This window comes from Anaerobacillus sp. 1_MG-2023, assembly GCF_030547345.1.
Classification (GTDB): domain Bacteria; phylum Bacillota; class Bacilli; order Bacillales; family Guptibacillaceae; genus Guptibacillus; species Guptibacillus hwajinpoensis_B.
Map to the genome: position 1 here is coordinate 362,567 of NZ_JAUORD010000001.1, position 12,791 is coordinate 375,357.

At 40.8% G+C, this 12,791-nt stretch carries 17 protein-coding genes; 3 read left to right on the top strand and 14 right to left on the bottom strand.

What is annotated here, in order from left to right:
• Nucleotides 1-3: 3 nt before the first annotated feature.
• The 12 genes from Q4550_RS01910 to Q4550_RS01965 all read right to left on the bottom strand — a co-directional run bounded on the left by Q4550_RS01910 (nt 4) and on the right by Q4550_RS01965 (nt 8,884).
• The gene (locus Q4550_RS01910; RefSeq protein ID WP_303529912.1) at nt 4-477 is read right to left on the bottom strand and encodes a hypothetical protein; all 474 of its coding nucleotides are present in this window, start codon (nt 475-477) and stop codon (nt 4-6) included.
• 42 nt (nt 478-519) lie between these two features.
• Nucleotides 520-936 carry a DUF4181 domain-containing protein gene (locus tag Q4550_RS01915; RefSeq protein ID WP_303529913.1) on the bottom strand — a complete coding sequence of 139 codons (417 nt, stop codon included), beginning with the start codon at nt 934-936 and terminating at the stop codon, nt 520-522.
• An 88-nt stretch (nt 937-1,024) separates the two neighbouring features.
• Entirely contained in the window at nt 1,025-1,228 is a 204-nt protein-coding gene (locus tag Q4550_RS01920) for a hypothetical protein (RefSeq protein ID WP_303529915.1), read from the bottom strand.
• Nucleotides 1,229-1,307: 79 nt separating this feature from the next.
• Nucleotides 1,308-1,496, bottom strand: coding sequence for a hypothetical protein (locus Q4550_RS01925; protein ID WP_303529941.1), 189 nt, complete (start codon nt 1,494-1,496; stop codon nt 1,308-1,310).
• A 27-nt stretch (nt 1,497-1,523) separates the two neighbouring features.
• Complete coding sequence (locus tag Q4550_RS01930; RefSeq protein WP_303529942.1) at nt 1,524-1,703, bottom strand: hypothetical protein; 180 nt, start codon at nt 1,701-1,703, stop codon at nt 1,524-1,526.
• Between the two features lie 180 nt (nt 1,704-1,883).
• The gene (locus Q4550_RS01935; RefSeq protein ID WP_303529944.1) at nt 1,884-2,291 is read right to left on the bottom strand and encodes a hypothetical protein; all 408 of its coding nucleotides are present in this window, start codon (nt 2,289-2,291) and stop codon (nt 1,884-1,886) included.
• Between the two features lie 58 nt (nt 2,292-2,349).
• The gene (locus Q4550_RS01940) at nt 2,350-2,742 is read right to left on the bottom strand and encodes a DUF4181 domain-containing protein (RefSeq protein WP_303529945.1); all 393 of its coding nucleotides are present in this window, start codon (nt 2,740-2,742) and stop codon (nt 2,350-2,352) included.
• Between the two features lie 27 nt (nt 2,743-2,769).
• Nucleotides 2,770-3,327 carry a GNAT family N-acetyltransferase gene (locus Q4550_RS01945; protein ID WP_303529946.1) on the bottom strand — a complete coding sequence of 186 codons (558 nt, stop codon included), beginning with the start codon at nt 3,325-3,327 and terminating at the stop codon, nt 2,770-2,772.
• A 142-nt stretch (nt 3,328-3,469) separates the two neighbouring features.
• Nucleotides 3,470-3,637 (bottom strand): hypothetical protein, encoded by a 168-nt coding sequence (locus Q4550_RS01950; protein ID WP_303529948.1) that lies wholly within the window; start codon nt 3,635-3,637, stop codon nt 3,470-3,472.
• A gap of 244 nt (nt 3,638-3,881) precedes the next feature.
• Nucleotides 3,882-4,616: a YqcI/YcgG family protein gene (locus tag Q4550_RS01955; RefSeq protein WP_303529950.1), complete on the bottom strand. Its 735-nt coding sequence runs from the start codon at nt 4,614-4,616 to the stop codon at nt 3,882-3,884.
• A gap of 56 nt (nt 4,617-4,672) precedes the next feature.
• Nucleotides 4,673-5,524, bottom strand: a complete 852-nt coding sequence (locus Q4550_RS01960; protein WP_303529951.1) for a dimethylarginine dimethylaminohydrolase family protein — start codon at nt 5,522-5,524, stop codon at nt 4,673-4,675.
• A gap of 168 nt (nt 5,525-5,692) precedes the next feature.
• Nucleotides 5,693-8,884: a DEAD/DEAH box helicase gene (locus Q4550_RS01965; RefSeq protein ID WP_303529953.1), complete on the bottom strand. Its 3,192-nt coding sequence runs from the start codon at nt 8,882-8,884 to the stop codon at nt 5,693-5,695.
• Nucleotides 8,885-9,007: 123 nt separating this feature from the next.
• On the opposite strand from Q4550_RS01965, the gene Q4550_RS01970 reads away from it, so the two are divergent.
• Together Q4550_RS01970 and Q4550_RS01975 are read left to right on the top strand one after the other, a co-directional pair.
• Nucleotides 9,008-9,259, top strand: a complete 252-nt coding sequence (locus tag Q4550_RS01970) for a hypothetical protein (RefSeq protein WP_303529955.1) — start codon at nt 9,008-9,010, stop codon at nt 9,257-9,259.
• Nucleotides 9,260-9,307: 48 nt separating this feature from the next.
• Nucleotides 9,308-9,688 carry a carbonic anhydrase gene (locus Q4550_RS01975; RefSeq protein WP_303529956.1) on the top strand — a complete coding sequence of 127 codons (381 nt, stop codon included), beginning with the start codon at nt 9,308-9,310 and terminating at the stop codon, nt 9,686-9,688.
• Nucleotides 9,689-9,787: 99 nt separating this feature from the next.
• Here the strand turns inward: Q4550_RS01975 and Q4550_RS01980 are convergent, their stop codons facing one another.
• A complete protein-coding gene (locus tag Q4550_RS01980; RefSeq protein ID WP_303529957.1) occupies nt 9,788-10,135 on the bottom strand; it encodes a hypothetical protein in 348 nt (115 codons plus the stop codon).
• A gap of 164 nt (nt 10,136-10,299) precedes the next feature.
• Between Q4550_RS01980 and Q4550_RS01985 the strand changes: the two genes are divergently transcribed.
• Nucleotides 10,300-11,475, top strand: a complete 1,176-nt coding sequence (locus Q4550_RS01985; RefSeq protein WP_283152742.1) for an MFS transporter — start codon at nt 10,300-10,302, stop codon at nt 11,473-11,475.
• A gap of 51 nt (nt 11,476-11,526) precedes the next feature.
• On the opposite strand, the gene Q4550_RS01990 is transcribed toward Q4550_RS01985, so the two are convergent.
• Nucleotides 11,527-12,735, bottom strand: coding sequence for a Bcr/CflA family efflux MFS transporter (locus Q4550_RS01990; RefSeq protein ID WP_303529960.1), 1,209 nt, complete (start codon nt 12,733-12,735; stop codon nt 11,527-11,529).
• Nucleotides 12,736-12,791 lie beyond the last annotated feature (56 nt).

The window sequence follows — 12,791 nt, forward strand, 5'->3', positions numbered from 1 at the left end:
CATTCAGCTAAGTCCAAACACTTCCTTAATGCTGACATCGATCAAATATGTCATCGCACATAAGGAAATGAACATGATTGCACCAAACCGAAAGTGGATAGGTTTCCTTATTATTAATCGATCGATAACCAAAAACGTTACGGCAGGAATGAGGCTACCTAAGCCTACTATAGAGCCAGCTAGCAAGTGCAGAATAGTCGTCATATATATTTCCTTTTGACGAGTTGTGATTGCAATCGACTTAGCCAACGAATCACTTATTACCGAAACCGGCACTCCGTAAAAAAAGACTCCATAGAACAGAATAATGTATGTATACGCCGTATCTTCTTGAAGCTCTGAGAGGCCCCTACTTAGCGTAGCGTCAATAAGAACGGCAGAAACAATGAAATAAATGCTTACTAAGAAAATAATCGTGAATGATCCAGCAATGATTTTTCTTTTTATATTTTCAATGAAACCTGCTTTACTTTTCAATAGATCCCCTCCAGTCTAGTCATATATCGGGTATCCTTTTCATCAAATAATCCCAAAAAAGTTTGTTGAAAACATTGATGTTAAGAAGATAATAATGAGCGCCAATTGAATCGATGTGAAAATATAATCATTTCTATTAGCTGCATACTTCTTCTCCATAATGACTCGAACAGCTTCCGACGCAATAATAAAAACAAACAAAAGATTATGTGTTTGAAGGTACCAAATAGGATCATGAAAACCTCGATAAATAGTAACGACAAAACTAATGATCAGTACAACGATAAAACTAATCCGAATGCCCCAATCCCATTTCTTATGTAGTTCATTCACATGGTTATAAGAAAAGATCGGTTTCTTTTCAACCTTAAGCCGTTTTCTCAAAGCTTTATTTATGAAATAAAGTGCAAATCCAGCAACCGTCATCATTATGATTACCTTCGGGAAAAACGTTTCCACTACATCACCCTCAAACCTTAAAGTAACAAAACACGAACATAGAATTTATTAATATTTTTCAACTTTTCCCTAGCCCTCTCTTATCGGTTTATTCCTGTTGCTTCTTTCTAGAAAGAAGTGATAAGAAAAACAGCGCTAGTCCTAGAGAGATGGAGGCTACTATCATCGATTGATCCTCTTTCACACTGCCTTCATTCACCTTTATTGCTAACAAAATAACCCCAGCGATGATAAAGAAAACACCTGCAGCAAAATTGGCTTTCCCTAAGCGTGTTAACGTTCTAAACATCATTCCATTCGCCCCTTTTGATAGAGTTGAAACATGGTTTGGATATGTATGATTGCACTAACAAATTAATGAAGGAATACTTTCATTCGCTCGTTCTTATTTTCCGTAGTTCATTCACAATCCCACCTACACAAACAAATAATCCTACAATGCCAACTACATTTACAAAGACGCCAGTAAAATCATCGAACTTAATACCTTCTTGAATATTTGACCAGAGGATTAAAACAAACAGAGCAACTCCAAAGATAAAAAAGAAGATTCGCTTCAAGAGATCACTTCAATACAGTTAATGCCTCTATCCGATCGGCTTCTCACTAAGCGTTACTCCATTTGTTTCACTGAATTCTCTATGTTCATGAATGGAGCCAACTATTTTTTCACAATCCATTTGATTAAAGAAAAGACGACTAATGCGCCAAGTACGGTGAATAGAAACGCCACTAATGCAATTGACAAACCTCCCATCCCCATTCAACTCTCACATCCTTTTAGCGATCCTGTTCTTAATTCGATTGTTATCATCCTCTCCCTCTCACAAAGAAGTTCCGTATTCCCTTACTAACTATACGAAGTTCACCTTAGAATCGTTTCGCTTTTCCGTAAACAAAAAGGCTGAGTATAATCCTCAACCTTTTTTCATGTCTCTATAATGGCGTTACTTGTTCTCTTTTAAAACGAACTTTTCCGTTTGACCGTCCCACTCCATGACTGTATGGATTCCCTTATCGAGCTGAAGCTCATCACACGGGTAGACGCAGCCTAATGTATCTTCAATCTCGATCGTAGAGTTATTCATTTCTACTTCTCCGGTTTTCTGCCAATCAACATCGTAAGCTGTTTCACCACTGAAAGCATATGTAACATTCATAGAAGGCTTTTCACCATCGCCAATATATTCTAGCGTGATTCCTCTCAACTCTTTCCCTTTCTCTTCACGGAGATCGTATTGAACACTCCAATTCTCGCTCTTACCGGCTAGAATCCCTTCAGATAATGACCCTGAAGATGAATTTGAACACGAAACGACCAGCATAGCTAACAACACGACCCATAAGTATCTCATTCTATTGACCACTCTTTCGATAGATTTTACTATTTCCACAGAACGTCTCACATCTAAATTATCGTGAATGTCCGATGAGAAAGATGAGATAAGAAAGTCCAATCATGAAAGAGCCTAGAAATTGATGGTAATAGGCTTTATCATTAAAATTTCTCAGTCGTTCCTCGATCCCTTGATTCAGATTTTGAAGGAAAAACAATGCAAAAATCGGGCTAACCTTCATCATAATAGGATTGTTTTCACTATTAACGTCGATATTAAGACTTAAAAAACTATAAATAAAAGAAACGACTAAGACGATATCAGTAATCATAGAAATCTTGTAACGATCCTCCGCAAACATCCAGGTCCATTTGCTTCTAATACCAAGATGCCTTTTCAAATAATACTCGCTAAGCCACAGATAAATCGCTAGTAAACTAACTAAGCATACAATCGTAAAAGTATTCAATCGAAAGCTACCCCCTAACATTGTTTTTTATAGCGTAGCTTTCCATTCATCCGAAAGAATTGAATACATCTTAAAGTCATGAAACTTCCCCTTCGCAAACATCGCTTTTCTCATAATGCCTTCAAACGTCATGCCCGCCTTTTCCATCACTCTAGCGGATCCTTTGTTCGCGACAAAGCACCTGGCTTGAATTCGCTCTAATTCTAATACATGAAATCCATAATCTATGATTTTCTTAGCCGCTTCGGTCATATACCCTTTGCCCCAGCAATCTTCAGCAAGCACATAGCCTATTTCTGCTTTTTGATGTTTACTCTCAATGGTTACAAAATCGATCGTACCGGCAAGCTGACCAGAAGATTTTAGTTCCATGCCCCATAGTGCTTTGGTTTCTTGACGATAACCGTCAAGGATTGTCTCAACGAAGCCTTTTGTATCCTCTATAGATTGATGCGTTTCCCAACTTACATGCTGTGATACATTGGGATTGGAGCCGTATTGATAAATAGTTTGAAGATCACCCTCGGTGATTTTTCGTAGAATCAAGCGTTCCGTTTCTAACTGTGGTATTTTTAAAGAATTCAATAATTAGCCCCCCATTCTATGACGATGTAACGTATTTTTTCAGGAACACATTCTTTTAAAGAACATTGATTAAATCCATATTTTCGTATTCAACCGAACACCTATTCATATCTTAATGCTGTGTTTTGATTCATTACTCTGCTTACATCCATAAATATAACAATTTCATAAAAAGCAAAGTAAATAAGATTAGTAGGATGCTTTTCATTTCCGCTATCGGTGAAGGTTCTTCCTGTTTCTTCCTTATTTTTCGTCTATACTCATTCTGAATTTTAAAGAAACTCTTCTTCTCTTTCTTTTGACCCTCCATCTGAGTACCTCCCAAATGAATCCGTAAAATAGTCAATCCATTTCCAGGAGCTTTATATTCAGTTCTTACTTTGGTAACCCTTACATTACTAACGTCTCTTTTCTTAAAACCGCTGGATTTGTACCATTTTAACATATTATTCCACGTGGGGTTCCAAAAGAATGATAGGTTATTAATAAAACGACACATGAGCCGGCTCATGTGTCGTTAAGGTTACTTATTTCATATTCATCTAGAATTCAACTTAACTATTTTTATGAAGGAAAGGGCATTTTCCGACGATTGGCTCTATGTCATCCCCGATAAACGACTGTTTCCATTCATTATGGTTAGGATCTCCGAAGTGGCTAATATCCGGATGCTTCGGAAGGTTATCCCATTTCTCTACACGCGCACGCACTTTGTCACGCGACATAATGCCGCCTTTTTCGGTTCCTTCCAATCCTTGAAAGATCGTTCTTGGCTGAAATCCTAAGATCAGGCTATTACCAAGGTTACGCGTTTTGCGTTGTTTATAGGCAGGGGCGTTTCCAAAAGTAAAGATCGGCTCTCCCGCGAAGTGAAAATCCCATAAAAAGTGTTCGGGATCCTTTGGTGCTTCACTTGGCCATGGAAAACGATCCTGGTTATGTAGATACTGTAGAATGTCCCAGAAGTAAGAACGATAGTAGTCAATCGACTTTTCTTCCTTTTCCGGCTCTACAAAAATAAATAATCCATGCCTTATTTTCGTAGGTTCACGAAATAAGCTAAGAAAGCTTTCCACCGCGTCAGGCAAGTTCGCCCAATCATCGTGTTCAATGTAGGAATAGCGCAGCTCTCCTTTTAGTTGAGCAGTTCTACCGAAAAAACAAGGAAATGTCGGATCTGTGACTAACTCACTGAACGTCTTGTATTCAGATAACAGCCATTCTGGCAGATCTTTACGATTCTCAATATCCTCCTTTGTTAACAAGAAGCGACTTTCTGTCTTTAGCATGGGTTTCTCTCCTTTGAATAAAAACTTAACTTTGAAAACGTAGCCTGTTATGTGACTTAACCTCGTTTAAGTGGAAGAGTACAGCACCGAAACGAACCGCCTGATTTAATGATTTCAGAGAAGTCTACAGGCAATACGCGAAAGCCTTCAGACTCCAATACGCGATTTAATCGTTTGTTTTGCGAGAGGCTAACAATTTTACCTTGACCGATCGAAAGAACATTTGGGCCCATATAAAACTGTTCTTCTTTTGACACGTAAATCAAATGAAAACGAGCATTTAACTTCTTTAAATCCTCACTAGTAAAAGCGTGCGGATAGACGAGCGCAACCTTTTCACTAATGATGTTGAACACACAATCTAGATGAAGAATCTCATCGGTTAACGTTAATGGTTCAATTTGATAATCAGGTAGGCGCTTTTGTAGTTCTTGAATGGCTAAGTTAGACGTTCGTCCACTTTTTCCAACGTAAACGGTCGAGCCATCAATAACGACATCGCCCCCTTCCATTGAGAGCGGCAATCCTTCTTGATAAGTAATCGAGCTTTCTTCCAGCCATGCTTTTAATGTATTCGTTTCTTGCTGACGAACTTGTTCACTCATTGAAGCGACGAATAGCTCTTGACCAATCGTAAACCCAATGTCTCGCGTAAAGACTTGCTCGGGAAGCTCGGGATTAGCCTCAAGTTCATGAACATCAACAGAATGTTCTTTAAGAACGTCAACAAATTCACTGTGCTGCTTTAGTGCCTTAGGAATGTTAATGTTGCTTCTTTCATAATGCTTTTGCGTTTCATTTATAATTTCAGTTATTTTCATAAAGGAAGGTTTTACCACCAACACCTTTTTTAGATCCGTATATTCAGTGTTACACTGTATGTTTTGTTTGATCGCTACTTCGCTCATGTCCCTTACCTCCATCTTGCATTTACGTCTTTCTTCCCTCTCTCGGCCAACCTAAAACCTGGATAATCAAAATAAGTGAACGCTTTGTCAATCGGAAGATCTTTCATTCCTCATCTAAAAAAATCCCCGCGCTGTACGCAGGGATTTAGTATTTTACTTTTATTCCATTTAAGCATCCATCAATATTTCTCGTATATCTTCTTCCGTTAAGTTTGTGTTCGCCTTTTCGTCTGAATCAATGATTTCCCCGATGAGCTCGCGTTTTTTCTCCTGGAGGTCGTTCATTTTTTCTTCAATTGTACCGCGGGCTACTAGCTTCATCACGTTGACAACTTTATCCTGCCCAATGCGGTGTGTACGATCTGCCGCTTGCTCTTCAACGGCTGGGTTCCACCAAAGATCGTAAAGCACAACCGTATCCGCTCCAGTTAGGTTCAGTCCTGTGCCACCAGCTTTTAACGAAATCAAGAAGACATCTCGTTCGCCATTGTTAAACCGATTGCACTTCTCTACTCTTTCCATAGATGGCGTTTCCCCATCAAGATAGAAAAAGTTATGTCCACGAGCGGCTAGCTCTCTCCCAATGATTTGAAGCATTTTCGTAAACTGAGAGAAAATCAATATTCTCCGACCAGAACGCCTTGATTCTTCGACAATTTGAAGCAGCTGCTCGAATTTAGCAGAGCTCCCCTTATACCCATCAACGAACAATGCGGGGTGACAACAAATTTGGCGCAGTCTTGTTAAGCCAGCTAAGATTTTGATGCGATTCTTACTAATCGTATCTCGATCAAGGTGTTTGAGCGTATCGGTTTTTAACTTCGCAAGAAAAGCGGCGTATAGCTTCTTTTGCTCTGGTAGCAAATCTGTTAACTCTAGAGATTCGAGTTTATCCGGAAGCTCTGCTAAAACATCCTCTTTCATTCTTCGCAGTAAGAACGGCCGCACTCTTCTCGCGATCGTTTTTTTCGTTAAATTCCCGTAAGCTTTTATCCCCTTGAAAAGCTCAGGGAAAACAACGTGATAAATCGACCAGAGCTCTTCAATCGCATTTTCAACAGGCGTACCCGTTAGTCCAAAGCGATGATCGGCGTTGATTTTCTTTACCGCACGGGCGGTTTGAGTTGAAGGGTTTTTGAATGCCTGTGCTTCATCAAAAAAGACGGTGTGGAAGGATTTTGTTTCATACCATTTCACATCGCGACGAAGTAACGGATAAGACGTGATGATAACGTCCATTCCTTCGACCATTTGTTGAAGCTTGTCACGTGTTGATTGATTGCCATCAATGATCAGCGTTTGAAGCTCTGGAACAAATTTTTTCATTTCATTGTACCAGTTATACGTAAGGGATGATGGACAGACGATAAGAACAGGCTTTTTCTGTTCACGAATGGCTCTAAGCTCAGATACGATAAAGGTGATGCTCTGCAGCGTTTTTCCGAGTCCCATATCATCTGCGAGTACGCCGCCAAATCCATAGCTCGCAAGTGTTTTCATCCATTCATATCCTTGAATTTGATAATCACGTAAAATCCCTTCTAATTCGGGCGGTACTTCAAATTCCATTCGACTCGGATGCCGCACGGAATCGAGAAATTCGCGAAACGACTGGTCTGCTTGAAAAATGTTCTTCTGCTCGATCGCATCCATCAAATTGGCGCCTTTCGTAACGGGCAAGGAAAAATATGGCTCCAGTTGTTCTTGAGGAGGAACGGTCGTTAAGAAATGATGAATGTCTTCCATTTCCTTCGTTTCAAGCGATAAGAGCGATCCACTCCGAAGACGGTAGTATTTCCGCTTTTCTTCTAATGCAGCTAGGATTTCTTTAATTTGATTGTCGGATATACCGTCCATTTCAAATTTAAATTCTAACCAGTTTGTTCGTTCTCGCTTCTTCACCTTTACGTTGATTTTAGGATATGTTTTTTTGTGAACGAGACGATTCCGAACAGCAGTCGTCGCATATAACTGAAGCAGCGATTGAAGCTTTGGAACGGTATGATAGAGAAATTCATACTCAAGCTCTTCATTTTGCATCAAATAGCCACCGTCCGTTTTGGAAAATCCGCTCTCTTCCATCATCGCAAGAATTTCTTCTTCCTTCTCAACATCGCGAATGATGGTTGAACCCGGCACATCGCGATTCTCTAACGGCTGAATCACTACTTCTTCATACTGAAATTCAAGCCCTGCTAGCAGACGATTTCTAATGCGATCTAAGTAAAGTCTCGCCTTTAACGGTGTTCTCATAAATTTTTCACGGAAGGCTCTCGAAAGTTCTACATTTCCCATTCGTTTCAAATCAGGTACAACTTTTTCAAGAAAATGATCAATCTGTGTGTAAGGAATGGGAATATAATTTGTCCCGGGTGACGGGAGCATCTGCTTCAATTCAACGATTCGATGAAAGTCTCTCTCTTCTAATTGAAAGATCGTTCCATGATAGACCATCGATTGATACGCATTCAATATGGTCATGCGTTCGAGTCCTTTAATCGTGACTTGGCAACTGTCCGCATCCGACTCATCTACGATAAACCGGATCGGTGGTGAGCCGTCGATCACGTTGAGACGTTCAAAGGAATGACCTTTATGTTCGAGTTTAACGTTAGGCGCCTTTGTTAACAACGGGATCAGGCTGATCCACGAAGATGGCGAGATGATCAAGGTGTCTCTCGACGTGTGATCGGTGGATGTGTATGGCGCTGATTCTAGAAAGGCCTCCTCATCACTAGCGACTCGAATAAGGTGATGAAGAATCGCATCTGCTTCAATTGAAAAACAGTGAAGATTTGTATCATAAGTAAAGTTCGCGGAAATTTCACTAGGCTTCCCCTGTTTCACATGAGAAAGAACGTCGCGAATGCGAGGCACTTTTGTTTGTTCAATCGCTACTTCTATCCCAAGCACATCCTGACCGTTAAGCGAAACGGGTTTACATGTAAATACCGCATCAAGCATCTTTCTTTTTTCAAAATAGCGTTGATGGCCGCTCTTTTTTGAACCGTCCTTCGTAAATAGCGTCATGAAGTCTTCTGTAAGCTCTCTATTATCAACCTTGTTTTCCTCTTGTGCTTGCTGAAACTGTTGGATCGCAATGAGGACAGCCGCAACGTGCTGACAATCTTTTTGGAAAGTGGCAAGAGAAGGGCAGCTGCATTCCGTTAGAAGCTGTCCATTTTGATCCTTGATTACCGATACGAAAAAATCTTCCATTCCATGAACGGTGGCCTTACATTGATCAGTTTGATAGCTTTGAAAAGATACTTTATTTGAACGGTAATAAGCCTCCCCTTTCTTGAAAGAGAGATCCCCACACATTTCTTTGATGCGATTTTTGTTTAGTTGAATATCCATGTTATCCCGATCCTTCATAAATAAATAGCGTGATGGACGCTTCCATCTTATCCACTCGTTTTCTAATTCCATTTTAGCATATGTCACAGGCACTTACGGTCCAATGCCTATACGATAATATCCTTGTTCTCATACACTATCGTACAACTAATTAAGGGGGAAACGATCGTGTATCGACCATATTATCACCACGGACATGGAAGCTACTATCCTGGTTACGGCTATCATCATGGCCATGGCAGTTACAATCCCGGCTACAGCTATCATCACGGACACGGAACTTATTATCCGGGCTATGGTTACCATCACGGGCAAACAACTTACCATCCTGGTTATGGCTTTCACCACAGCCAGAGCACCTTCCACCGTCTTTAAAAAGATATTGTAGTAATAAAATAATGGCGCATGAAAGACAGGTGCAACATGGAGAAACGATTCGGAACGGCATTAAACTGCATAGATGGACGAACACAAATCCCTGTCACACAGTGGTTAAAAGCACAATATGGTCTCGATTATGTTGATCTCATTACTGAGCCAGGTATGGACCGCGTATTGTCCCATGGTCCACTATGTGAAATCGAGAGCATAAGAGAAAATACGCTCATTTCACTCACCGCTCATGCTTCACAGGTTATTGTAATCGTTGGTCATTTCGACTGTGCTGCCAATCCCGTAAGCAAGCGTCAACACTTTACAGATATCGCTGCTTCCACTCAAGTTGTTAAATCGTGGGGATTTCCAGTTTGGGTCATTGGTCTTTGGGTGGATGAGTATGGCCGGGTAGAGGTTGTTAGTGTATAAAATAAAGGGCCGTCTCCAGCTTTAGGAGATGGCCCAACATATGTAGAAGCAAATTGCCGTATTACCCACCACTATTTATTGTTTCTCGCTTCAAATACTTTAAAACCACGTTCCTAGAAAGATCATCACACTAAAGAAAAGAAGGAAGATGAAACTTCGCATTTTGCTTCTTTTCCAAACTCTAATCGTCATTAAGATCGCACCAGGAACAATAAAGACGAGCCCCATTACTTTTGCAATGAAAAATTCAAAGACATTGCCAACTGATAATAGAAACGCTCCAATTATGAGAAAGCCACCAGTGCACAAAAACTCTAGTGTGCCAAAACTTTCGCGAACTTCTCTTTTTTCTTTCGCATTCATCTTCTTATACCTGATTATGACCGCTATCATAGGAAAGCCGTATATCAGGCTTAGTGTAACAATTGAATCGACGGTACTACTCACAAGCACACTCCTCATTCCATTTATTCCCTTCTATCATGTCAAATATAAGGAACCATTTCAATGATGAATGCACGACCTTCAGATAAGAAGCAGTTTTACTCTAATAAAATAGGGAATTCATTCTTCTAGATACTTACATAAAATTGGAGTGGGAGGAAGAAAAAGTGAGTACCGAAAAAATGTCGGTTGGATTAGTTACCCCGCCAGGTTACCCAGAGAAGTTAAGTAAAAAATTTAGTAGCGAATTGCCTAATCTCCTTCGCTATTATGTAGAAGATGAGTGTGAATGGCATGTGGATTCAACCGTTGATCCTCTCACAGGAGTCACTGAAAAACCCGAAGAAGTTCTAGAAGCAGGTTATAAAAGAAAAGAAGAAGAAAATTGGGACTACATCGTTTGTTTAACAGACTTACCATTCTTTCAAGATAGAAAACCGATTTTGGCAGAAGCTTCTACAAATAAAAAAGTAGCCATCATCAGTCTGCCAGGACTTGGATCGACCCCTATGGTAAAAAGAATAAGGCAATCCATTCTTCAATTAATTAACGAAATGTACTATGGTAGCCCAGAGGAGGATCGAGAAAAAGCGCAGAGACGATTACAAACGAAAGAGAACGATGAATACGACTACTTAAAGGAAAAAGGGTCGAAAAGACTCTTTAAAAAAGGGGGATTCGAACGCTTTTCTCCTATCAAGCGGGTAAGGCCTGGAGAAGAAACATCTATTGATGTAAGATATATCGTAAAGTCGCGGTTAAGTGGGGCCATTCGCATCTTAACTGGAATGGTAAGAGCAAATCGCCCGTGGGCGATCTTTCCCGCTTTTAAAAAGGTGATTATTTTTGCTTTTGCGACTGGGTCCTATGCTCTCGTGTTTCCTACACTCTGGCAGTTAAGTAACAGTTACGGTCTATGGAGAATGTTTATGCTTATGATCGTCTCCTCGTGCTTAATGGTCGGATGGCTTGTCCTAGCTCATAATCTATGGGAAAAACCAAGACAGGATCGAGCGAAATATCTTCGAAACCTCTATAATATAGCAACGATCCTGACGCTTCTTGTGACGGTTAGTTTCTATTATATTATACTATTTTTTATGTTCGCCGTAGCGGTCATAGCGTTTATTCCGATGGGACTGCTAGAATCGCAATTATCAGGTTCCGTTGGATACGATAATTATTTCTACATTACGTGGACAGCTACGAGCATCTCGATTATTATCGGCGCACTTGGGTCCGCCCTTGAAGATGAAGAAGTGGTTCTTTCCTCAACATACGGATACCGACAGCAGCAGCGATATAAGACTGCGAATGACTCGAAGGAAGAAGAGAATACTTAAGTAGTGAAAATGAAGAGACTAATTCAAAAAATGACCCTCCGAGTTGGAGGGTCATTTTGCTTCTACGTTATTCTTCTTTGTTAAGGTAAAAAAGATGATCGCACCAATTGAAGACGTTGTAAACAAAATCGCTCCCATTGGAACCGCAGTTGATTCATCAATCCCAACAAGCGGTGACACCATCGAACCGAATAACAGCGGCAGCATGCCTAATACCGCACTTGCACTTCCGGCGCGGTGGCCCTGCTTTTCCATCGCAAGCGTAAAAGTACTTGTAAGTACCATTCCCATAGCTGTCATATAGATAAAGATCGGGATGACGAGCGTTGCGAGTGGCCCTTCAATAATCGTCATGAGTAGAAGAAACGATGTAGCCGTGACTGCTGTAATAACCGCCGTACGAAGAAGACTTCTTTCATGAAAATAAGCACTTAACCTGCCAATCATGAAGCTACCAGAAATAATCGCAAGTCCGTTAATTCCAAACAGAATACTGAACGCTTGAGGTGAAACGTTATAAATCCCTTGATAAACGAATGGAGTGCCAGATACGTATGCAAAGCTACCACCGTGCACAAATCCAATCGTTAACGCATATCCGATAAAGGAGCGGTCCTTAAGCAGACTTCCCATCGTTCGCACAGATTGCTTCACCGTGCTTGGTAGCCGTTTCTCAGGCGGTAACGTCTCTGGTAGTCGGAAACCGATAACCGTCACGATAATCAGTCCAAGAATTCCAAGGAAATAGAAGATCGTGTTCCAAGTCGCAAACGGCAATAATAAAATCGCCCCTCCCGCAATGGGCGCGATCATGGGCGCTGTCGCATTGATAACCATAAGAAGCGCGAAGAATTTTGTTAACTCTCTCCCGCTAAAAACATCACGAACGACGGCACGTGATAAAACAACGCCTGCAGAAGCGGTGAACCCTTGAATAAACCGGGCAATAACAAGTGTTATTATGTTCGGTGCGACGGCACATAGAATCGAAGCGACCGCAAATAAGAAAATAAAAATGAGCAACGGCTTCCGTCGCCCCTGTCCATCACTGTAGGGTCCAACGACTATTTGTCCAACTGCTAATCCGATCAGACAGGTCGTTAAACTAAGCTGAACAAGCGATGCGCTCGCATTTAAATCACTCGCAATTCCTGGAAAACTCGGAAGATACATATCAATATTAAGCGGACCTAATATCCCGAGCATCCCAAGCAATAACGCGAGACCAAACCGTTCTTTTCCTGTTGGGTTATGAAGCATGAGTGTTAACACCTTTCTTGCACAATGCATCAGTTAGTAGTCCAATAGATTTTAGC

Coding starts and splice junctions, on each gene's coding strand:
- Q4550_RS01920 (WP_303529915.1), bottom strand. CDS start 1,228: ATGATGTTTAGAACGTTAACACGCTTAGGGAAAGCCAATTTTGCTGCA.
- Q4550_RS01935 (WP_303529944.1), bottom strand. CDS start 2,291: ATGAGATACTTATGGGTCGTGTTGTTAGCTATGCTGGTCGTTTCGTGT.
- Q4550_RS01950 (WP_303529948.1), bottom strand. CDS start 3,637: ATGGAGGGTCAAAAGAAAGAGAAGAAGAGTTTCTTTAAAATTCAGAAT.
- Q4550_RS01955 (WP_303529950.1), bottom strand. CDS start 4,616: ATGCTAAAGACAGAAAGTCGCTTCTTGTTAACAAAGGAGGATATTGAG.
- Q4550_RS01960 (WP_303529951.1), bottom strand. CDS start 5,524: ATGAGCGAAGTAGCGATCAAACAAAACATACAGTGTAACACTGAATAT.
- Q4550_RS01965 (WP_303529953.1), bottom strand. CDS start 8,884: ATGGATATTCAACTAAACAAAAATCGCATCAAAGAAATGTGTGGGGAT.
- Q4550_RS01975 (WP_303529956.1), top strand. CDS start 9,308: ATGGAGAAACGATTCGGAACGGCATTAAACTGCATAGATGGACGAACA.
- Q4550_RS01990 (WP_303529960.1), bottom strand. CDS start 12,735: ATGCTTCATAACCCAACAGGAAAAGAACGGTTTGGTCTCGCGTTATTG.